21 protein-coding genes are annotated in these 21,746 nt (G+C 70.7%); all 21 read right to left on the reverse strand.

The window, feature by feature from the left end:
• Positions 1–68 precede the first annotated feature (68 nt).
• On the reverse strand, positions 69–521 hold the full coding sequence (locus tag E4198_RS06770; protein ID WP_136182379.1) for a DUF2550 domain-containing protein: 453 nt from the start codon (positions 519–521) through the stop codon (positions 69–71).
• A gap of 133 nt (positions 522–654) precedes the next feature.
• On the reverse strand, positions 655–1,038 hold the full coding sequence (locus tag E4198_RS06775; protein WP_027766020.1) for a F0F1 ATP synthase subunit epsilon: 384 nt from the start codon (positions 1,036–1,038) through the stop codon (positions 655–657).
• 92 nt (positions 1,039–1,130) lie between these two features.
• Complete coding sequence (gene atpD, locus E4198_RS06780) at positions 1,131–2,573, reverse strand: F0F1 ATP synthase subunit beta (protein WP_027766021.1); 1,443 nt, start codon at positions 2,571–2,573, stop codon at positions 1,131–1,133.
• Between the two features lie 2 nt (positions 2,574–2,575).
• Positions 2,576–3,547 carry a F0F1 ATP synthase subunit gamma gene (locus tag E4198_RS06785; RefSeq protein ID WP_136182380.1) on the reverse strand — a complete coding sequence of 324 codons (972 nt, stop codon included), beginning with the start codon at positions 3,545–3,547 and terminating at the stop codon, positions 2,576–2,578.
• Positions 3,548–3,549: 2 nt separating this feature from the next.
• Positions 3,550–5,121: a F0F1 ATP synthase subunit alpha gene (gene atpA / locus E4198_RS06790; protein ID WP_136182381.1), complete on the reverse strand. Its 1,572-nt coding sequence runs from the start codon at positions 5,119–5,121 to the stop codon at positions 3,550–3,552.
• 115 nt (positions 5,122–5,236) lie between these two features.
• On the reverse strand, positions 5,237–6,052 hold the full coding sequence (locus E4198_RS06795) for a F0F1 ATP synthase subunit delta (RefSeq protein ID WP_136182382.1): 816 nt from the start codon (positions 6,050–6,052) through the stop codon (positions 5,237–5,239).
• Positions 6,053–6,110: 58 nt separating this feature from the next.
• Positions 6,111–6,641 carry a F0F1 ATP synthase subunit B gene (locus tag E4198_RS06800; RefSeq protein ID WP_136185221.1) on the reverse strand — a complete coding sequence of 177 codons (531 nt, stop codon included), beginning with the start codon at positions 6,639–6,641 and terminating at the stop codon, positions 6,111–6,113.
• 59 nt (positions 6,642–6,700) lie between these two features.
• On the reverse strand, positions 6,701–6,937 hold the full coding sequence (gene atpE, locus E4198_RS06805; protein ID WP_023531171.1) for an ATP synthase F0 subunit C: 237 nt from the start codon (positions 6,935–6,937) through the stop codon (positions 6,701–6,703).
• 73 nt (positions 6,938–7,010) lie between these two features.
• Positions 7,011–7,820, reverse strand: coding sequence for a F0F1 ATP synthase subunit A (gene atpB, locus E4198_RS06810; RefSeq protein ID WP_136182383.1), 810 nt, complete (start codon positions 7,818–7,820; stop codon positions 7,011–7,013).
• A 204-nt stretch (positions 7,821–8,024) separates the two neighbouring features.
• Complete coding sequence (locus E4198_RS06815; RefSeq protein WP_136182384.1) at positions 8,025–8,471, reverse strand: hypothetical protein; 447 nt, start codon at positions 8,469–8,471, stop codon at positions 8,025–8,027.
• A gap of 231 nt (positions 8,472–8,702) precedes the next feature.
• The gene (locus E4198_RS06820; RefSeq protein WP_136182385.1) at positions 8,703–10,058 is read right to left on the reverse strand and encodes an MraY family glycosyltransferase; all 1,356 of its coding nucleotides are present in this window, start codon (positions 10,056–10,058) and stop codon (positions 8,703–8,705) included.
• 156 nt (positions 10,059–10,214) lie between these two features.
• Entirely contained in the window at positions 10,215–10,850 is a 636-nt protein-coding gene (locus E4198_RS06825; protein ID WP_247597871.1) for a protein-tyrosine-phosphatase, read from the reverse strand.
• Between the two features lie 23 nt (positions 10,851–10,873).
• On the reverse strand, positions 10,874–11,521 hold the full coding sequence (locus tag E4198_RS06830; RefSeq protein ID WP_136182387.1) for an L-threonylcarbamoyladenylate synthase: 648 nt from the start codon (positions 11,519–11,521) through the stop codon (positions 10,874–10,876).
• Between the two features lie 3 nt (positions 11,522–11,524).
• Complete coding sequence (gene prmC, locus E4198_RS06835; protein WP_136185222.1) at positions 11,525–12,364, reverse strand: peptide chain release factor N(5)-glutamine methyltransferase; 840 nt, start codon at positions 12,362–12,364, stop codon at positions 11,525–11,527.
• 92 nt (positions 12,365–12,456) lie between these two features.
• Positions 12,457–13,530: a peptide chain release factor 1 gene (prfA, locus tag E4198_RS06840; protein ID WP_136182388.1), complete on the reverse strand. Its 1,074-nt coding sequence runs from the start codon at positions 13,528–13,530 to the stop codon at positions 12,457–12,459.
• A 167-nt stretch (positions 13,531–13,697) separates the two neighbouring features.
• Positions 13,698–13,925, reverse strand: coding sequence for a 50S ribosomal protein L31 (gene rpmE / locus E4198_RS06845; protein WP_027766034.1), 228 nt, complete (start codon positions 13,923–13,925; stop codon positions 13,698–13,700).
• A gap of 175 nt (positions 13,926–14,100) precedes the next feature.
• Positions 14,101–15,216: an LCP family protein gene (locus E4198_RS06850; protein WP_136182389.1), complete on the reverse strand. Its 1,116-nt coding sequence runs from the start codon at positions 15,214–15,216 to the stop codon at positions 14,101–14,103.
• Between the two features lie 203 nt (positions 15,217–15,419).
• The gene (gene rho / locus E4198_RS06855) at positions 15,420–17,381 is read right to left on the reverse strand and encodes a transcription termination factor Rho (protein ID WP_136182390.1); all 1,962 of its coding nucleotides are present in this window, start codon (positions 17,379–17,381) and stop codon (positions 15,420–15,422) included.
• A gap of 384 nt (positions 17,382–17,765) precedes the next feature.
• Complete coding sequence (gene thrB / locus E4198_RS06860; RefSeq protein WP_136182391.1) at positions 17,766–18,698, reverse strand: homoserine kinase; 933 nt, start codon at positions 18,696–18,698, stop codon at positions 17,766–17,768.
• A gap of 428 nt (positions 18,699–19,126) precedes the next feature.
• Positions 19,127–20,218, reverse strand: a complete 1,092-nt coding sequence (gene thrC, locus E4198_RS06865) for a threonine synthase (protein WP_136182392.1) — start codon at positions 20,216–20,218, stop codon at positions 19,127–19,129.
• A 122-nt stretch (positions 20,219–20,340) separates the two neighbouring features.
• Positions 20,341–21,633: a homoserine dehydrogenase gene (locus E4198_RS06870; RefSeq protein WP_136182393.1), complete on the reverse strand. Its 1,293-nt coding sequence runs from the start codon at positions 21,631–21,633 to the stop codon at positions 20,341–20,343.
• Positions 21,634–21,746 lie beyond the last annotated feature (113 nt).

Here is a 21,746-nt window from a genome sequence, read left to right on the forward strand (position 1 = left end):
ACCGGTCAGGGCGCGGGAGCGCACTCGCGCCCACAGCCGGGGGAGGCCGTCCGGAGCGGCATCCCTTCTCAGGCCACGTTGACCCTCTGGCCGGGGGGTGCGGCCTCTAGCCAGGCGAGGAAGCCGGTCAACGCGTCGTCGCTCATCGCGAGCTCGACGCGGGTGCCGTAGAGGGTGCAGCCCAGGACGACCTGGTCGGAGAGGAGCGCCAGCTCCTCCTCGCCGCTGGGCAGGCGCCGGGCGCGGACGTCGATGCCGGAACGCTCCAGGGTGCGCCGCGGCCGGGGCGCATAGGAGAACACGCGGAACCAGTCGACCTGGTCGCCGTTGTAGCGGGCGACGCCGTAGACCCAGCCCTTGCCGCCGGACTCGCCGGTCTCCTCGGCCGGCACGTCCCAGCGCAGCGAGCAGTCGAACGTGCCGCCGGAGCGCTGGATCAGCCGCCGTCGCAGGCCGAAGACGAACAGCGCCAGCACCACCAGGAGCAGGGCCGTTCCGCACAGCACGAATGCGAGGGCCATCTTCACCGACCTCCTCGCCTCGTCTCGACGTCCGGCTGCACGTCGACGGTTCCGGTATGGCTTCAGCCGCGGACCGCCCCGGAGATGCTCCGGTGCGGTCCGCGGCTGAGTGTCTGCTCCGCGGCGTCGGGCCTCAGTGGGCGCCCGTCACCGCGCGGAGGCGTACGTCGGCGCGCCGCTCGGCGGCGGCGTCGGCGTCCGCCTTGGCCCGCTCCAGCGCACGCTCGGCGCGCTGGACGTCGATCTCGTCGGACAGCTCGGCGATCTCCGCGAGCAGAGACAGCTTGTTGTCGGCGAACGAGATGAATCCGCCGTGCACGGCGGCGACGACGGTGCCCTCGCCGCTCTCACCGGTCGTGCGGATGTTGACCGGGCCGGACTCCAGGACACCGAGCAGCGGCTGGTGGCCGGGCATGACACCGATATCACCCGACGTGGTGCGCGCGACGACCAGGCCGGCCTCGCCCGACCAGACCTTGCGGTCCGCGGCGACCAGCTCGACGTGCAACTCAGCCACAGTGGCTCCTCGCTTACGTGGATGGTGAAAAGGATAAGGGGTGCCGGGGGCGGGTCCGGGCCGCGGCCCGGGCCCGCCGTCCGACTACCGCGTCAGGAGACGCCGAGCTCCTTGGCGTTCGCCTTCAGGTCCTCCAGGCCACCGCACATGAAGAACGCCTGCTCCGGGAAGTGGTCGAAGTCGCCGTCAGCGATCGCGTTGAACGCGGTGATCGACTCGTCCAGCGGAACGTCCGATCCGTCCAGGCCGGTGAACTGCTTCGCCGCGTGGGTGTTCTGCGACAGGAAGCGCTCGATACGGCGGGCGCGGTGGACGACCAGCTTGTCCTCCTCGCCGAGCTCGTCGATACCGAGAATGGCGATGATGTCCTGGAGGTCCTTGTACTTCTGCAGGATGCCCTTGACGCGGGAGGCCGTGTCGTAGTGCTCCTGCGAGATGTAGCGCGGGTCCAGGATCCGGGAGGTGGAGTCCAGCGGGTCCACCGCCGGGTAGATGCCCTTCTCCGAGATCGGACGCGACAGAACGGTCGTGGCGTCCAGGTGCGCGAAGGTCGTCGCCGGGGCCGGGTCGGTGAGGTCGTCCGCGGGCACGTAGATCGCCTGCATCGAGGTGATCGAGTGGCCGCGGGTGGAGGTGATGCGCTCCTGGAGCACACCCATCTCGTCCGCCAGGTTCGGCTGGTAACCCACCGCGGAGGGCATACGGCCGAGCAGCGTCGAGACCTCGGAACCGGCCTGGGTGAAGCGGAAGATGTTGTCGATGAAGAACAGCACGTCCTGCTTCTGGACGTCGCGGAAGTACTCCGCCATCGTCAGACCGGCCAGCGCGACCCGGAGACGGGTGCCCGGCGGCTCGTCCATCTGGCCGAAGACCAGCGCGGTCTGCGGGAGAACGCCGGACTCGGCCATCTCATCGATGAGGTCGTTGCCCTCACGGGTGCGCTCACCAACGCCGGCGAACACGGAAACGCCCTCGTGCAGCTTCGCCACACGCATGATCATTTCCTGGATGAGGACGGTCTTGCCGACGCCCGCACCGCCGAACAGGCCGATCTTGCCGCCCTTGACGTACGGGGTCAGCAGGTCGACGACCTTCAGGCCGGTCTCGAACATCTCGGTCTTGGACTCGAGCTGGTCGAAGGCCGGGGCCTTGCGGTGGATCGGCCAGCGCTCGGTGACCTCGGACTCGGCCTCCGGCTCGTTCAGGATCTTGCCCAGGGTGTTGAACACCCGGCCCTTGGTGACGTCGCCGACCGGCACGGTGATGCCGTTGCCGGTGTCGGTCACCGGGGCCTGACGGACGATGCCGTCGGTGGGCTCCATGGAGATGGCCTTGACCAGGCCCTCACCGAGGTGCTGGGCGACCTCGAGGGTCAGGGTCTTCTTCTTGCCGTTCTCGGCCGGGTCGGCGACCTCGACGGTCAGGGCGTTGTAGATCTCCGGCATCGCGTCGACGGGGAACTCCACGTCGACGACCGGGCCGATGACCCGCGCGACGCGACCGGTCGCGGTCGCGGTCTCAACAGTGGTGGTCATGATTAGCGGTCACTCCCCGCAGAAGCGTCGGCCAGGGCGCTCGCGCCACCGACGATCTCGCTGATTTCCTGGGTGATGTCGGCCTGGCGGGCCGCGTTGGCAAGCCGCGTGAGCGACTTGATGAGTTCCTCGGCGTTGTCGGTCGCCGACTTCATCGCACGGCGGCGGGCGGCGTGCTCGGAGGCGGCCGCCTGCAGCAGAGCGTTGTAGATCCGGCTCTCGACGTACCGCGGCAGCAGGGCGTCGAGCACGTCCTCGGAGGAGGGCTCGAAGTCGTACAGCGGAAGGATCTTGCCGTCCTTCGCCGTCGGCTTCGGCTCGTCGCCCTTGGAGACGGAGACCGACTCCGCGGCCGCGCCGGACTCGCCGGCGCCGTCGAGGGTGAGCGGCAGCATGCGCCGGTCGACCGGCGTCTGCGTCATCATCGACACGAACTCGGTGTAGACGATGTGCAGCTCGTCGACGGACCCTGAGGTGCCCTGCTCCGCGGTGATCGCCTCGATCAGCGGCTCGGCCGCCATCTTGGCGTGCGCGTAGGTAGGGCTGTCGGAGAAGCCTGTCCAGGATCCGGCGACCGCGCGCTTGCGGAAGCCGTAGTAGGACACGCCCTTGCGGCCGACGACGTAGGTGTCGACCTCCTTGCCCTCGCCCTCGAGCCGACGGGTCAGCTGCTCCGCCGCCTTGATGGCGTTGGAGGAGTAGCCGCCCGCCAGACCGCGGTCGCTGGTGATCAGCAGAACCGCGGCCCGGGTCGGGTGATCCGCCTCGGTGGTCAGGGCGTGCTTGCTGTCGGATCCCTGCGCCACCGCGGACACCGCGCGGGTGAGCTCGGTCGCGTACGGCGTGGAGGCCGCGACCTGCCGCTGCGCCTTGATGATGCGCGAGGCGGCGATCATCTCCATCGCCTTGGTGATCTTCTTGGTCGCAGTGACGGACTTGATCCGCCGCTTGTAGACCCGGAGCTGGGCACCCATGCTCAGCCCTCGCCCAGCAGCTTGCCGTCCGCGGTCTCGAACGTCTTCTTGAAGGAGTCCACGGCGTCGGAGACCGACTGGACGGTGTCGTCCGACATCTTGCCGCCCTCGACGATCGAGGTCATCAGGCCCTTGTGCTCACGGTGCAGGTAGTCGAGCAGCTCGCGCTCGAACCGGCGGATGTCCGCGACCGGCACGTCGTCCATCTTGCCGTTGGAGCCGGCCCAGATGGAGACGACCTGGTCCTCGGTCGAGTACGGGGCGTACTGCGCCTGCTTCAGCAGCTCCACCATGCGCGAACCGCGGTCCAGGGCCGACTTCGAGGCGTCGTCCAGGTCGGAACCGAAGGCGGCGAACGCCTCCAGCTCACGGAACTGGGCGAGGTCCACGCGGAGACGACCGGAGACCTGCTTCATCGCCTTGTGCTGGGCGGAACCACCCACACGGGAGACGGAGATACCGACGTTCAGCGCCGGGCGCTGGCCCGCGTTGAACAGGTCGGACTCCAGGAAGCACTGGCCGTCGGTGATGGAGATGACGTTGGTCGGGATGAACGCCGACACGTCGTTCGCCTTGGTCTCGACGATCGGCAGACCGGTCATCGAGCCCTTGCCCATGTCGTCCGAGAGCTTCGCGCAGCGCTCGAGCAGCCGGGAGTGCAGGTAGAACACGTCGCCCGGGTAGGCCTCACGGCCCGGCGGGCGGCGCAGCAGCAGGGACACGGCGCGGTAGGCGTCGGCCTGCTTGGAGAGGTCGTCGAAGACGATCAGGACGTGCTTGCCCTGGTACATCCAGTGCTGGCCGATGGCCGAGCCGGTGTAGGGCGCCAGGTACTTGAAGCCCGCCGGGTCGGACGCCGGGGCGGCGACGATGGTGGTGTACTCCAGGGCACCGGCCTCCTCCAGCGCGCCGCGCACGGACGCGATGGTGGAGCCCTTCTGGCCGATGGCGACGTAGATGCAGCGGACCTGCTTGTCCGGGTCGCCCGAGCGCCAGTTGTCGCGCTGGTTGATGATCGTGTCGATGCCGAGCGCGGTCTTGCCCGTCTGGCGGTCGCCGATGATCAGCTGACGCTGACCGCGGCCGATCGGGGTCATCGCGTCGACGGCCTTGTAGCCGGTCTCCATCGGCTCGTGGACCGACTTGCGCTGCATGACCGTGGGGGCCTGCAGCTCGAGGGCGCGCACGCTCTCGGTCTCGATCTCGCCGAGACCGTCGACCGGCTTGCCCAGCGGGTCCACGACGCGGCCGAGGTAGCCCTCGCCCACCGGGACCGAGAGGACCTCTCCGGTGCGCTGCACCGGCTGGCCCTCCTCGATGCCGCTGAACTCACCGAGGACAACGGCACCGATCTCGCGCTCCTCGAGGTTGAGGGCGAGGCCGAGGGTGCCGTCCTCGAACTTCAGCAGCTCGTTCGCCATGGCCGAGGGAAGACCCTCGACCTTCGCGATGCCGTCACCGGCAACGCTGACCGTCCCGACCTCTTCGCGCGAGGCCGCGTCCGGCGTGTACGACTGGACAAAGTTCTCCAGCGCGTCCCGGATCTCATCCGGCCGGATCGTGAGCTCCGCCATCTGGGTTCCCTGCTCTCCTTGTTGGGCCCGTAAGTCTTTTCTGTTACGGCCCAACTCGGGCCGCTAGTGATGCTTGTTGAGTTGGTGTGGCCAGGCCGTCCCGGTGGGAACGGCCTCAGCCGGCCATCCGACGCTGCGCCTCATCGAGGCGGTCCGCGATCGAACCGTTGATCTCCTCGTCACCGATGCGCACCGTGATCCCGCCGAGGACGGAAGGGTCCACGTCGAGGTTGAGGTGCACCTGGCGGCCGTAGAGGGTCGCCAGCACGGCGGCGAGACGGTCCCGCTGCCCGTCGGACAGCGGCACCGCGGACGTGACGACCGCGACCGAACGGTCCCGGCGCTCCGCCGCGAGCTTGGAGAGGTGCTCCAGCCCGTTCTCCAGGCTACGTCCCCGCGGGTGCGTGACGAGACGCGTCACCAGACGTTCGGTCGCGGGCCTGGCCTTGCCGCCGAGCAGCGTGTGCAGCAGCTCGGTCTTGGCCGACACCCGCGCGTTGCGGCTGGTCAGCGCGGCGCGCAGCTCGGACGAGGAGGCGACCGTCCGACCGAACCGGAAGATCTCGTCCTCGACGTTCTCCAGGTTGCCGACCCGCTCGGCCGCGATCAGGTCGGCGCTGTCCGCCAGTCCCTCCGTCGCGTCGACCAGGTCGCGCGAGGAGGACCAGCGGGAGCGGACCATGCCGGACACCAGGTCGACGGTCTCCCCGCCGACCTGTCCGCCCAGCAGGCGTCCGACCAGCTCGGCCTTGGCCTCGCCGGACTGCGCCGGGTCGGTGAGGACCCGACGCAGCGACACCTCGCGGTCGAGCAGCGCGGTGACGGCGGCCAGCTCGTCGGCGAGCTTCGTCGCGTCGACCGACGTGCTGTCGGTCAGCGAGTTCAGGCTCTCGCGTGCGGCAGCCAGTGCCTCGCGGCTCGCTGTGTTCATCAGTCGCACTCCCCGGCTCGCTCGCTGGCGCTCGTTCGCCGACTCGTTGCTCCGGCGTTCATCGTGCAGCCTCGGCCTTCTCCTCAAGCTGGTCGAGGAAGCGGTCGATGACGCGGCTCTGGCGGGCGTGGTCCTCGAGGGACTCGCCGACCAGCTTGCCGGCCAGGGTCGTGGCGAGCGTGCCCACGTCCTGACGCAGCGCCTGGGCCGCCTGCTTGCGGTCGGCCTCGATCTGCGCGTGACCGGCGGCGACGATCTCCTCGCGCTGACGCTGGCCCTCGGCCCGCATCTCCGCGATGAGCTCGGCGCCCCGCTGCTCGGCCTCGGACCGCATCCGCGCGGCCTCGTGCCGGGCCTCGGCGAGCTGGGCCTTGTACTGGTCGAGGGTCTGCTGAGCCTCGAGCTTGGCCGCGTCGGCCTTCTCGATGCCGCCCTCGATGGCCTCGCGCCGCTCGTCCAGAACCTTGTTGATGTTCGGGAGGAGCTTCTTCCAGAGGAAGAAGAACACGATGCCGAAGGCGATCAGGCCGATGACCAGCTCTGGGATCGGCGGCACGAGGGGGTTGAGCTTCTCCCCCTCCTGCGCCATGTGTGTCAGGGCGTTCACATCAGTGCCTTTCGTCGCAACGGGCTGTCAGCGAGCGCTGCTCAGGTGCCGTAGACGAACGGCATGACGATGCCGATCAGGGCCAGCGCCTCACAGAAGGCGAAACCGAGGATCTGGTTCTGTCGGATCAGACCGGCGGCCTCGGGCTGGCGGGCCAGGGCCTGGGTGCCGTTGCCGAAGACGATGCCGACGCCGATGCCGGGGCCGATCGCGGCGAGACCGTAACCGACGGAGCCGAGCGAGCCGCTGACGGCAGCGAGGTTTTCGAGAGCGGACATGCCGTATCTTCCTTCTCTTTCATGGTCCGGTGGGGGTTGGCCACCGGGCAGGACATGTGGTCGGTGAGGGCACTCAGTGGTGCTCGGCGAGCGCGCCCTGGATGTAGGCGCAGGCCAGGAGGACGAAGACGTACGCCTGGACGGCCTGGATGAAGAGCTCGAAAGCCGTCATCGCGATGGTCATGACGAACGAGATGCCCGCGTAGGCGATGCCGATCCCGTTGAGCAGGTACCAGCTGGCGATGGTGAACATCAGGAGCAGCAGGTGGCCGGCGAACATGTTGGCGAAGAGCCGGACCGCGTGCGTGAAGGGCCGGACCAGCAGGTTCGAGAAGAACTCGATCACCATGGCCAGCGGCAGGACCGGGCCCAGGCTCTTGTCGTAGCCGGTGAAGTTCTTGAACGCGCCGCCGAAGCCGTGGCGCTTGAAGGTGAGCGAGACCCAGGTGATGTAGACGATCGCCGCGAGGCCTGCCGGGTAGGCGATGATCGAGGTGACCGGAAACTGGGCGACCGGGATGATCGACCAGAGGTTCATGATCCAGACGAAGAAGAACAGCGCCACGATCAGTGGCACGTACTTCTCGCCCTCCTTCTTGCCGATCGTCTCGTACACCACGCCGCGGCGGATGAAGTCGTATCCCGCCTCGGCGACCATCTGCAGCTTGCCGGGAACGATCTTCGGCTTGTTGAACGCCGCCCAGAAGAACCCGACGATCGCGAGCGAGCCCACGAGGGCCAGCAGCATGGTCTTGTTGAACTCGAACCCGCCGACGGTGAACATCGGCTCGAAGACGAACGAGTGGAGCCCCGGAGCCGGGAAGCCGCAACCGTCAAAGATGTGGCAATCGGTCTCGAAGGCGAGCATCTGGTCAGCACTCACCGCGAGCTCCTTCTGCGTGGCGCATGGATACGGCTACCTCGATGTGTCGGCGCGACGCGGGGTCGCGGAACGGCACTGGACTGGTCATACGAAATTGGGGGCGGCTCACAGAAGCAGAGCCGGTCGTCCGACACAGCTGCATCGCCGCAGATGGCATCGGACCATAGCAGTTGCTCGAACGCGTCCTTATACCGGCCCTACGCCTCACGAGCGCGCCTCAGTCTTCGGCTCGGACTTCGGCTCGGACTTCTCGGTGGTCGACTCCGGCTCCACGTAAAGGATCTTGGCCTTGGAGTGCGCCCACGCCTGGGCGCCGACCCAGACGAGAGTCGACCCGAGAAGAGTGAAGGCGAACGCCCTGCCGTCGAACAGCGTCGTGCCCTTGAAGGCGATCAGGACGACGGCGAGCAAGAGGATCTGCGTGGTGTAGAGCAGCAGGCCCATGGCCTGGAAGAGGTGCGGATACGACTTCGCGGTCTTCTGCAGGCCCGCGAGGCCACCCCCCATGAAGAGGATCACGACCACCGCTCCGGCCACCGCGCCGATCGCACCCTTGCCGCCGGCCAGCAGGCCACTCACGACCGCACCCACGGCACCGCCTGCGGCGGTCGGGACGGCGCAGTGCAGGAGCATGCGGGCGTCGTTGGGCATGGGGGTACTCCGGGGAGTCGGGGGCGTCTGTCGTCGTTGACGAGCGTATCCCCGGCTGAGTGGGCAGAACGCCCACCGGAGGGCCGTCTCAGTGCGGCCCTTCGGTGTGTCACCGGGTTCTCGTGAACGGTATCACAAACTATTTGATGAGGTCTTTACCTACCTCGTGTGCTGCCGGTCACACAAGGGAGTTGACCAGTGTGCTCCCGTTGACGCCCCCCATGGTGCCGGTCAGCCGCGCTCGTTGAGGCCGTGGCGGCGGCCGCCGATGGCCGTGGCGCCGTGGAGGCCGGCGAGGGCGGGTTCGCGGCTCTCCTCTTCGGCGGTCCCCCGGGACGGCCCGGGCTCCGGGCCCGGGCCGGAGGCCGAACCGGCGTCGGCGGGCCCCTCGTCGGCGTGCTCGGCGTTCTCGGCGCCGGGGCGCCGGTACCGCGGCGGGACCAGCGCCTGCGCCCAGGCGGGCACATGGGGCGTGAAGCGCGGCATGAGCAGGATCACCAGACCGACCGCGCAGAGTGCGACGACGACGAGCACGATCACCAGCGACGAGGCCTGCACGGAGAAGGCCACCGCGCCGAAGGCGATCAGCGCCGACCAGAAGTACATGATCAGCACGGCGCGGCTGTGCGAATGGCCGATCTCCAACAACCGGTGGTGCAGGTGCCCCCGGTCGGCCGCGAACGGCGACTGACCCTTCCAGGTGCGGCGGACGACCGCCAGCAGCAGGTCGGCCACCGGCACCGCGATGATGGTCAACGGCAGCAGCAGCGGCATGTACAGCGGCACCATGCCGCGGACGGCGGACTGCTCCGAGCCCCCCTCGTTGTACACGATGAGGTCCGGGTCGATCTGGCCGGTGATGGAGACCGCGCCCGCGGCGAGCACCAGGCCGATCAGCATGGAGCCGGAGTCGCCCATGAAGATCCGCGCCGGATGCATGTTGTGCGGCAGGAAGCCCAGGCACATCCCCATCAGGATGGCGGCGAACAGCGTCGCCGGGGCCGCGCCCTCGATGCCGTAGCCGAACCAGACGCGGTAGGCGTGCATGAAGAACGCCGCGGCGGCGATGCAGACCATGCCCGCCGCGAGGCCGTCCAAGCCGTCGACGAAGTTGACCGCGTTGATGGTGATGACCACGAGGGCGACGGTGAGCAGCGTGCCCTGCATGGGGGTGACGGCGACGTTGCCGACGCCGGGGATCGGCAGCCAGAGGATCGTGAGGCCCTGGTAGACCATGACGCCGGCGGCGATCATCTGGCCGCCGAGCTTGATCAGGGCGTCGACGCCCCACTTGTCGTCCAGGACGCCGAGGAGCCAGATGATCGCGGCGCCGGACAGCAGCGCGCGCGGTTCGTCGGACATGGTGAAGACCTCACCGATGTTGGTGAGGGTCCCGGCGACCAGCAGGCCCGCGCAGAGGCCGCCGAACATCGCGATGCCGCCGAGGCGCGGGGTGGGCTCGCGGTGCACGTCGCGGGCGCGGATCTGCGGCATCGCGCCGGCCACGATGGCGAACTTCCGCACCGGTCCGGTCAGCAGGTAGGTGACCGCGGCCGTGACGCAGAGCGTCAGCAGATATTCACGCAACGTATCCCCAGGGTCTCGCGGTCTTGCGGTGGTTCCTCGCGGTACGGCTCACTCCGGCCTCCACACCTTACGACGGCTCGCGCCCGCCGGCGGTTTCGCGTGTCCGGGCGTGACGCTCCGCGTCCAGGCGGTGGCGCGCCCGGTCCCACGTCCGGGTCATGTGGGTGCGGGTACCCCGGTGAGCGCCGTCACAACGGGGTCCAGGGCGTGGCTGATGTCGTCGCCGACGCTCCGGAAGTACGGGATGGGCGCGCCGTACGGGTCGTAGATCTCGTCCGCGTCGGCACTGGGCGCCAGCAGCCAGCCGCGCAGCGCGGCGGCGGCCTGCACCAGAGCGCGGGCCCGTTCGGCGACTCCCGCGGCGCTGCCGGGAGGCGGCAGCGTAGCCGGGTCGATGGCCCGCACCAAGCGGGTGAACTCCTTGAGCGTGAACGTGCGCAGCCCCGCCGAATGCCCCATGGAGATCACCTGCGCCCGGTGGTCCCGGGTGGCGGTGAGCACCAGGTCGGCGCGGATGACGTGCTCGTCGAGCAGCTCACGCCCCAGGAAGCCGGTCGGGTCGGCGCCGTGCTCGACCAGCACGGCCGCCGCGTGCTCCTCCATGGGCGCGCCCTCGTGCCCCCACGTTCCGGCGCTCTCCACGACGATGCCGTCGCTGAGCCGGCCGCCGAGCCGGTCCGCGAGGGCATGCCGGGTCAGCCGCTCGGTGATCGGCGAGCGGCAGACGTTGCCGGTGGAGACGTGGAGGATGCGGAAGACCCCGGCCTCGCCGGGGCCCGCCTGGACCGGTATGCCACGCCCTTCGGGAGGAGGCGTCAACTGCCCACCTCGAGGTCCGGTACCACCTTGCGCAGCTCCTCGGCGCTGAGCGCGCCGGCGCGGAGCAGCACCGGGACCTTGCCGGTGACATCGACGATGGAGGACGGTTCGGGGTCGGGTGTGGGGCCGCCGTCGAGGTAGACGGAGACGGAGTCGCCCAGCATGTCCTGCGCGGCGTCGCAGTCCTGCGGGGCGGGCGCGCCGGTGAGGTTGGCCGAGGAGACGGCCATCGGCCCGAACTCGTTCAGCAGCTCCAGCGCGACCGGGTGCAGCGGCATGCGGACGGCGACGGTGCCGCGGGTCTCCCCCAGGTCCCAGGTCAGGGACGGCTGGTGGCGGGCGACGAGGGTGAGGGCGCCGGGCCAGAAGGCGTCGACGAGTTCCCAGGCGGTCTCGGAGAAGTCGGTGACCAGGCCGTGCAGGGTGTCGGGCGAGCCGATGAGGACGGGGGTGGGCATGTTGCGCCCGCGGCCCTTGGCCTCCAGGAGGTCGCCGACGGCCTCCGAGCTGAAGGCGTCGGCGCCGATGCCGTACACGGTGTCGGTGGGGAGCACGACGAGTTCGCGGCGGCGTACGGCGGCGGCCGCCTCACGCAGGCCGGTCTTGCGCTCGGTGGCGTCGGTGCAGTCGTAACGGCGTGCCATGTCTCAGGGCACCTCCCGGCGGGCAGTGGCGAATCGCGGACGGTTGTTGAGGTCGGGGTGGTCGGCGGCGTCCGCCCAGCCGCGGTCCTCCGCGAAGATCCACGGGACCTGGCCGCCCTGGGTGTCGGCGTGCTCGACCACCACGACGCCACCGGGCCTGAGCAGGCGGTGCGCCGTGCGTTCCAGGCCGCGGATGACGTCGAGTCCGTCCTCCCCGGAGAACAACGCGAGAGACGGGTCGTGGTCGCGGGCTTCCGGGGCCACATACTCCCACTCGGTGAGCGGGATGTAGGGCGGGTTGGAGATGACGAGGTCGACCTGCCCGTCGAGTTCGGGGAGCGCGCGGAACGCGTCGCCGCGGTGCAGGGTGACGCGGCTGCCCTCGACATTCTTCGCGGCCCAGTGGTGCGCGCCCTCGTCCAGCTCCACGGCGTGCACACGGGACCGCGGCACCTCCTGGGCGAGGGCGAGGGCGATGGCGCCGGATCCGGTGCACAGGTCGACGATCAGCGGCTCGGCGACATCCATGGCGCGTACGGCGTCTATCGCCCATCCGACGACGGACTCGGTCTCCGGGCGCGGCACGAACACCCCGGGGCCGACCTGGAGTTCGAGGTAGCGGAAGAAGGCACGGCCGGTGATGTGCTGCAGCGGTTCGCGGGCCTCGCGGCGGGCGACCGCCTCCCAGTAGCGGGCGTCGAAGTCGGCGTCGGCGACGCGGTGCAGCTCGCCGCGCTTTACGCCGTGCACGTAGGCGGCGAGCTCCTCGGCGTCGAAGCGGGGGGAGGGCACGCCGGCGTCGGCGAGGCGCTGGGTGGCCTGCGCGACCTCGGCGAGCAGCACCGGACGGGAGCGGGGGCCGGCGCCCCCGGATGATGGCTGCACTTCCTTCGGTCCTCCACGCGGGGGCTGCTGGGTCGGCTCTCTGGGCTCGGTCAACTCTGCGAGGCTGCCAGCTTGGCAGCGGAGTCCGCGTCGGCGCAGGCCTGGATCACCGGGTCGAGCTCGCCGTCGAGCACCTGGTCGAGGTTGTAGGCCTTGAAGCCGACACGATGGTCGGAGATGCGGTTCTCCGGGAAGTTGTACGTGCGGATGCGTTCCGAGCGGTCCACCGTGCGGACCTGGCTGCGGCGTGCGTCCGACGCCTCCTTCTCGGCCTCCTCCTGCGCGGCGGCCAGCAGCCGGGCGCGCAGGATGCGCAGCGCCTGCTCCTTGTTCTGGAGCTGGCTCTTCTCATTCTGGCAGGAGACGACGATGCCGGTCGGCTCGTGGGTGATGCGGACCGCGGAGTCGGTGGTGTTGACGGACTGGCCGCCTGGTCCGGAGGAGCGGTAGACGTCGATGCGCAGGTCGTTCGCGTTGATCTCGACGTCGACGTCCTCTGCCTCGGGGAGCACCAGCACACCCGCGGCGGAGGTGTGGATGCGGCCCTGTGACTCGGTGGCCGGCACCCGCTGCACGCGGTGCACGCCGCCCTCGAACTTCAGCCGTGCCCACACGCCCTGCCCGGGCTCGGCGTTGCTCTTCGCCTTCACGGCGATCTGGACGTCCTTGTACCCGCCGAGGTCGGACTCGTTGGACTGGATCAGCTCGGTCTTCCAGCCGGTGCGCTCGGCGTAGCGCAGGTACATGCGCAGCAGGTCGCCGGCGAACAGCGCGGACTCGTCGCCGCCCTCTCCCGCCTTGATCTCGAGGATGACGTCCTTGTCGTCGCTGGGGTCGCGCGGGACGAGCAGCAGGCGCAGCTTCTCGGTGAGGGCCTCGCGTCCGGCCTCCAGCTCCTTCACCTCGGCGGCGAAGTCGGGGTCGTCGGCGGCGAACTCACGCGCGGTGTCGATGTCCTCGGCGTTCTGCCGCCACGCGCGATAGGCGCTGATGATCGGCGTGAGCTCGGCGTAGCGCTTGTTGAGCCTGCGGGCGCGCGCCTGGTCGGCGTGCACCGACGGGTCGGCGAGCTGCTTCTCGAGGTCGGCGTGTTCGCCGATCAGTTCCTCGACCGCCTCGAACATCGGCTGTGTCCTTGTCTGGAGTGGGCGCGGGTGGCGCCGCGGCGTCGCGGTCCCGTCACTGCCGGACAGGAGCCGGCGCCGGGACGCGCCGCGTACGGCGGTGAAACGACGAAGCGCCGGTCCGGCCGCCTGCGCTGAGGCGGCCGGGGACCGGCGCTGTCGGGTCGCTACTTCTTCTTGCCGGACCCGGCGTTCTTGCCGAAGCGGGCCTCGAAGCGGGCCACGCGGCCACCGGTGTCGAGGATCTTCTGCTTGCCCGTGTAGAACGGGTGGCACTCGGAGCAGATGTCCGCGCGGATGCTGCCGCCGGACATGGTGCTACGGGTGGTGAACGAGGCCCCGCAGGTGCAGCTGACCTGGGTCTCGGTGTACTCCGGGTGGATGTCGCGCTTCAAGGTGTCTCCTAGGTTCGGGAGGGCGCCGGGTCGCGTCGCGGATTGCGCCGCGTGAACCGGGGCCGACGTACCAGTCTGCCACTACTGGCCGCACACGAACAAAACGGGGTGGGGGCGCCCGGTATTCCGTCCCGGACCGGGGCCGGCGGGGTCCGTTGCGCCGCGCGGGGCGCGGTCAGCCGCGCTCCCGGCGTACGACGTCGGCGTCGCTGCGGGCACCCGCGCTGCCGTCGGTGGCCGACTCGGGGACCGTCCGGTCCGCGCGCAGCGCGTCCCACACCTGGTCGGCCTTCCCCTTCAGGGGCAGTACGCGGTTGGGGTCGTCCGGGTCGTAGCGCACGGGCATGGTGAGCATGTCGATCTCGCCGGGCCCGACGTCCCTGAGCAGCTTGGCCATGCCGAGCAGATCGGCGGCGGAGTCCAGCTCCGTGTCGGTGGTGACGGCCGAGGTCGCCGTGTCGGCGAGGTCGTAGAGCTGCGCCGGGTCGCTGAAGAGGCCGATGTCGTCGACCTTCCCGAGCAGGGCGCGCAGGAACGCGTGCTGGAGCTGTATCCGGCCCAGGTCGCTGCCGTTCCCGACCGCGTGCCGGGTGCGCACCAGGGCCAGGGCCTGCTCGCCGTCCAGGGTGTGACTGCCCGCCGCCAGGTCGAGGTGGCTGTCCGCGTCCTGCAGCGGTTCACTCAGGGTGATCTGCACGCCACCGAAAGTGTCGACCAGCTCCTTGAAACCGGTGAAGTCGACCTCGATGTAGTGGTCCATGCGGATGTCGGTCATCGCCTCGACGGTCTTCACCGCGCAGGCGGGCCCGCCGACCTGGTAGGCCTCGTTGAACATCGACGGTGCGGCGCCGGGCGCCAGAGTGCCGTCGGCCTTCCGGCACGGGGGCCGGGCGACCAGGGTGTCGCGGGGAACCGAGACGATCGTGGCATGGTCGTGCGCCTCGTTGACGTGCACGATCATGGCGGTGTCGGAGCGGGCGGACCCGTCGTCGTCGCCGTACCGGGCGTTCTCGCCGGACCGCGAGTCGGAGCCGAGGACGAGGATGTCAACGGAGCCGTGCGGCATGTCCTCGGGGCGGTCGCCGCCGAGGCGGCCGTTGATGTCGACGCCGGCGATGTTGCCGTTCAGCCGGTAGTAGACGAACCCGAGGCCCGCGGCACCGAGGAGGAGGACCGCGGCGACCGTCCAGGCGGTGACGACGAGGGCGCGCCTCCGCCTGCGCCGGTGCCGCCCGCCCCGGGGCTGCTCGTCCGGCTCGCCGTGCCCTGTCCTGCTGTCCTGCTCCGCCATCGCGCGAGGCGCTCCTCCCGTCCGGCGTCATGCGAACGGGGCGAGTACCCCACGCGTCCGGCGGCACGCCGACGAGTTTCCGCGCCCTGCCGTCCTGCCCCGTCGCGCCCGGTGCACGCGGCCTGCCACCCGGGGGCGACGCGGCGGGCCCGCCCCCACGCGGTGGGGGCGGGCCCGGTGCCGGTCCGAGGGGGCGGGCGGCGTCAGTCGCCGCCGTTCGGCGAGGGAGTCGTCTTCTGGATCTGGAGCAGGAACTCGGCGTTCGACTTCGTCTGCTTCATCTTGTCCAGGAGGAGTTCCACCGCCTGCTGCTGGTCCAGGGCGTGCAGCACCCGGCGCAGCTTCCAGACGACGGCGAGCTCGTCGCTGCCCATGAGGATCTCCTCCTTGCGGGTGCCGGACGCGTCGACGTCCACCGCGGGGAAGATCCGCTTGTCGGAGAGCTTGCGGTCGAGCTTGAGCTCCATGTTGCCGGTGCCCTTGAACTCCTCGAAGATCACCTCGTCCATGCGGGAGCCGGTCTCCACCATGGCCGTGGCGACGATCGTCAGGGAGCCGCCGTCCTCGATGTTGCGCGCGGCGCCGAAGAACTTCTTCGGCGGGTAGAGCGCGGTCGAGTCGACACCACCGGACAGGATGCGGCCCGACGCCGGCGCGGCGAGGTTGTACGCGCGCCCCAGGCGGGTGATCGAGTCCAGCAGCACGACGACGTCGTGGCCCAGCTCGACGAGCCGCTTGGCCCGCTCGATGGCCAGCTCGGCGACCGTGGTGTGGTCCTCGGCCGGGCGGTCGAAGGTCGAGGAGATGACCTCGCCCTTCACCGACCGCGTCATGTCGGTGACCTCCTCGGGCCGCTCGTCGACGAGGACGACCATGAGGTGGCACTCGGGGTTGTTGGTGGTGATCGCGTTGGCGATCGCCTGCATGATCATGGTCTTACCGGTCTTCGGCGGGGCCACGATCAGGCCGCGCTGGCCCTTGCCGATCGGGGAGACCATGTCGATGATCCGCGTGGTCAGTGCACCCGGGTCGGTCTCCAGGCGCAGCCGCTCTTGCGGATAGAGCGGGGTGAGCTTGGTGAACTCGGGCCGGCCCTTGCCGCCGCCCCCGTCCGGCGCGACGCCGTTGACGGAGTCGAGACGGACCAGCGCGTTGAACTTCTCGCGCCGCTCGCCCTCGCGGGGCTGGCGCACCGCACCGGTGACGTGGTCGCCCTTGCGCAGGCCGTTCTTGCGGACCTGGGCCAGCGAGACGTACACGTCGTTCGGGCCCGGCAGGTAGCCGGAGGTGCGGACGAACGCGTAGTTGTCGAGGATGTCGAGGATGCCGGCGACCGGGATCAGGACGTCGTCCTCGGAGATCTGCGGCTCGCCGCCCCCGAAGTCGTCGCGGCCCCGGCGTCCCCGGCGGTCGCGGTAACGGCCCCGGCGGCCTCTGCGGCCGCCGCCGTCGTCGTCGAAACCGTCGTCACGGCGGTCGCGGTTGCCACCGCCGCCGCCCTGGCTCTGCTGGCCGCCCCCGTCGTTGCCCTTGTTGCCGCGCTGACGGTCACGCTGCCGCTCGCGCTTGGACGGACGGTCCTGCTGCTGGCGGCCACCCTTGCCGCCGCCCTGGTTCTGGCCGCCGTCGTTGCCCTGGCCGGACTGGGCGTCCCGGCCCTGGTTGTCCCTGGCGTCCTGCTTCGGCCCGTCCTTCCGCGCGTCGGCGGTCTCCGCAGCGGTCTCCGCGGCGGCCTCGGCCCGGGTGCGGCGGCCCGGGCGCTCGTCCGCGCCCTGGACGGGGATGCCGACCTGCTGGTCGGCGGCCTTGTCGCCGTCGCCGCCCGTGTCGCCGGTGCGTGCGCGGGAGGTGGCCCGGCGCTTCGGCTTCGTCTCACCGGCTTCGGCGGACGCGTCCGCCTTCCCGGCGTTCGCGCCGCCGGAGCCGCCCGCGGCCTGCTTCTCCTTGATGACGTCGATCAGCTGGCTCTTGCGCATCCGCGCGGTGCCCCTGATGCCGAGGCCGGAGGCAACCTGCTGGAGCTCGGCCAGGACCATGCCCTCGAGCCCGGTGCCCGAGCGCCGGCGCCTGGGGGCGGCAGGAGCGTCCGTGGCGGGCGCAGCGCCGTTGTCCGCGCTCGTCGCGCTGTCGGCGTTGGCGCCCATCAGATCGGTGGTGTCGCTCACGAAGGGTCCTTCCCTGGAGCGGGCGTCGGCCTGTCTGGCTCGGCGACCGGTCGTGCTGTCCGGCTGCGGTCCCTCGTCCTTCGGACCGGCCGGGGCGGTGGTCCCGCCTCTACCTGTACGTACGGCGGAAAGATCATTCAATGGTTCGGCGTGAAGCGGTGACACATGTCCATCACGCCGGTTCCGGAGCGTGCACGGCACTGCTCGGCAGGATGCTCAAGCGGTGAGGAGGGCTCCCGGAAGAAGAGGTGGTCCCTGACAGGGACACCGTGCACCGCACTCTACGGGTCGTCGGCGCGACCCACGAGACTGCGAATGCTGACTTGAGGTTAACACTACCGGCTCCAACAAACATTCCCCCTCTCCCGCACCGGCAATCCGATCTCACGAGGACGGGCCGCCCGTCTCCAGGGGCAGCACGCCGGCCCCGGCGGCGTCGAGGCCCAGCCGGTTGGCCGTCCAGTGCTCTCCCGCCGAACGGGCGACCCTGTCCGCCGCGTCGCCCTCGGTGAGGGCCAGCACGGTCGGGCCCGCGCCGGAGATCACCGCAGGCACACCGTCGGCACGCAGCCGGGCGACCAGCGCGGTGCTCTCCTCCATGGCCGGCGCGCGGTACTCCTGGTGCAGCCGGTCCTCGGTGGCGGGCAGCAGCAGGTCGGGGCGCCGCGTCAGCGCCTCGACGAGGAGCGCGGACCGGCCGGCGTTCAGCGCGGCGTCGGCGTGCGGGACGCTGCGCGGCAGCAGGCCCCGGGCGGTCTCGGTCAGCAGCGGCTTCTCCGGGACGAAAACCACCGGAACAACCTTCTCCGCGGGGTCGAGGCGGACCGCGCGGGCGGCGCCGCCCTCCGTCCAGGCGATGGTGAATCCGCCGAGCAGGCAGGCCGCGACGTTGTCGGGGTGGCCCTCGATCTCCGTGGCCAGCTCCAGCATCGCGGTGTCGTCCAGCCGGACCTCGCCGCCCGTGGTGACCGCGCGGGCGGCCACGATGCCCGCGCAGATGGCGGCGGAGGAGGAGCCGAGGCCGCGGCCGTGCGGGATGCGGTTGGCGCACACCACCTCCAGGCCGCGCGGCTGCCCGCCGAGCAAGTCGAAGGCCGTGCGGAGGGAGCGCACCAGCAGGTGGTCCTCGTCGCGGGGCAGGGTCGCGGCGCCCTCACCCGCGATGTCGATGTGCAGGCCGGAGTCGGCGACCCGGACCACCACGTCGTCGTAGAGGCCGAGCGCCAGGCCCATCGAGTCGTAACCGGGGCCGAGGTTGGCACTGGTGGCGGGGACGCGCACCCGTACGGCGGCTGCGCGGAACGCGGGACCGGCCATCTTCCGATGACTCTCCTCGTGTGGTTCTTCTTTCACGTGCGGGTCGTGCCGACGTGCGGTCGTGGTCGACGTGCGGGGGCGGCGGGGTGCGGCCGCGACGGATGTGCCGCACCGCACCCGTCACCTGCCACGGAGCCGCACATCGTTGCTTCCGTCGCACGTGCGTGGGAGGGGGTTGGGGCCCAGCCTATCGAAGGAGGGTTCCCCGGCGACACAGGGCGCACGGCAGGCGCACGATGCGTGTCGGATCACCATACGTGCTCCGCACCGCCGGTGAGCTGCGGCGCTCCGGACGGAGCATGCTCCCGTCGGCCCCGCCGATGGCCGAAACCCGCCCCGGGGTCTTGACCGGCCCGGCGTGCGGCGGGCGCGGCAACCGTCGCTCGCCGCGCCCGCGGGAGCCGCCGTCAAGCGTGCGGAACCGTCCGTCACGCCAGCCCGAGACGTTCGGCGGCGGCGTCCGCGTCGACGGGCACCACGATCGGCTGCGGTGCTCCGGCCACCGCCCAGTCGGGGTCCTTCAGCCCGTTCCCGGTGACCGTGCAGACGATGCGCTGCCCCGGATCGACGCGGTTCTGCTCCGCCGCCTGGAGCAGACCGGCCACCGAGGCGGCCGACGCGGGCTCCACGAAGACGCCTTCCTCGGCCGCCAACAGCCGGTAGGCGCGCAGGATCTGACGGTCGGTCACCGACTCGATGAATCCACCGGACTCGTCCCGTGCCTGCTCGGCGAGCGTCCAGGAGGCGGGGTTGCCGATCCGGATCGCGGTGGCGATGGTGCTGGGGTTCGTCACCGGCGCACCGTGCACGAGGGGCGCGGCACCGGACGCCTGGAAGCCCCACATGCGGGGCGTACGGGTGGCGGGGCCGCCGGTCGCCGGGGCTGCGTACTCCCGGTAGCCCTTCCAGTAGGCGGTGATGTTGCCCGCGTTGCCCACCGGCAGCACGTGGATGTCGGGCGCGTCGCCGAGGGCGTCGACGACCTCGAACGCGGCCGTCTTCTGCCCCTCGATGCGGGACGGGTTGACCGAGTTGACCAGCGCGACCGGGTACTTTTCGGACAGTCCGCGCGCCAGGTTGAGGCAGTCGTCGAAGTTGCCGTCCACCTGGAGGATCTTGGAGCCGTGGACCAGCGCCTGCCCCATCTTCCCCAGGGCGATCTTGCCCTGGGGCACCAGCACGGCGCACACCATCCCGGCACGCACCGCGTACGCCGCGGCCGAGGCACTGGTGTTGCCCGTGGAAGCGCAGATGACGGCCTGCGCACCCCGCGCCTTGGCGTGCGTGATGGCCATCGTCATGCCGCGGTCCTTGAAGGACCCGGTCGGATTCGCGCCCTCCACCTTCAGGTGCACGTCGCAACCGGTCGCGGCGGACAGCACACGGGCCGGGACGAGCGGCGTGCCGCCCTCCCGCAGGGTGACGACCTCGGTCTCCGCGTCGACGGGCAGCCGATCGCGGTACTCCTCGATGACGCCGCGCCACTGGTGGGTGGTGGCGCCGGCGGGCATGCGTTCCATGATGGTCATTGTCCTCGCTGCTCCCCTTGAACCCCTTGTTCCCCTGGAACCCCTCTGCGGCCGCGTCGTCCCCGCGCCTCCTGGCGCGGGTGCGTCACGGCCGGCCGGCCACGCGCAACTCGCTACTCGCCCTCGACCCGCATGATGCTGGCCACGCCGCGCACGGTGTCGAGGCCGCGCAGCGCCTCCACCGTCGCGGTGAGGGCCGCGTCGGACGCCCGGTGCGTGACCACGACCAGCCAGGCCTCGCCGTCCTTGCCCTGCTGGCGCACGGTGTCGATGGACACGCCGTGCTCCGCGAAGACGGTGGCGACCTGGGCCAGCACACCCGGTTTGTCGGCCACGTCCAGGCTGATGTGGTAGCGGGTGACGACCTCGCCCATGGGCGAGACCGGCAGCTGCGCGTACGCCGACTCGCCCGGCCCACGCGCGCCGTTGACCTTGTTGCGGCAGGCCGCGACCAGGTCGCCCAGCACCGCCGACGCGGTGGGCGCGCCACCCGCGCCGGGACCGTAGAACATCAGCTGCCCGGCGGCGTCCGCCTCCACGAAGACCGCGTTGTACGCCTCGCGCACGGACGCCAGGGGGTGACTCAGCGGGATCATCGCCGGGTGCACGCGGGCGGAGACGCTGCGACCGTCCGCCGCCCGCTCGCAGATGGCCAGCAGCTTGACCGTGCAGCCCATGCGCTGCGCCGAGGCGATGTCCGCGGAGGTGACGTCGGTGAGGCCCTCCCGGTACACGTCGTCCAGCCGCACCCGCGTGTGGAAGGCGATACCGGCCAGGATGGCGGCCTTGGCCGCGGCGTCGAAGCCCTCCACGTCGGCCGTGGGGTCGGCCTCGGCGTAGCCGAGCGCGGTGGCTTCGTCCAGCGCCTCGCCGTAGCCGGTGCCGGCGGTGTCCATCCGGTCGAGGATGAAGTTGGTGGTGCCGTTGACGATGCCGAGGACGCGGTTGACCTTGTCGCCCGCCAGCGACTCACGCAGCGGCCGCACCAGCGGGATCGCGGCGGCCGCGGCGGCCTCGTAGTAGAGGTCCGCGCCGTACTTCTCGGCCGTCTCGTGCAGGCTGGCGCCGTCCTCGGCGATCAGCGCCTTGTTGGCGGTGACGACGCTGGCGCCGTGCTCGAAGGCGGTGGTGAGCAGGCCGCGTGCGGGTTCGATCCCGCCGATGACCTCGATCACCACGTCGATGTCCGCCCGCTGCACCAGACCGCTCGCGTCCGTGGTCACCAGCTCCGGAGCGATGCCCTCCCGCACCCGCCCCGGCCGGCGTACGGCGACCCCGGCCAGTTCGACCGGGGCGCCGATGCGCGCGGCGAGGTCGTGCGCGTGCGTCGTCATGATGCGTGCCACCTCGGAGCCGACGACCCCACAGCCCAGCAGCGCCACTTTCAGCGGACGCGTACGCATCATTCGACCTCGCTCACATCTGTTGTGGTTGTCCAAGTCTCACGCACGGGTCCGGTTCGTCCACGCCTCATCCAGCATGTGGAACGTACGTCTCACGCCCGCGCGCTTCGGTGGTC

Origin of the sequence: Streptomyces sp. RKND-216, from assembly GCF_004795255.1 — a bacterium.
Classification (GTDB): Bacteria; Actinomycetota; Actinomycetes; order Streptomycetales; family Streptomycetaceae; genus Streptomyces; species Streptomyces hazeniae.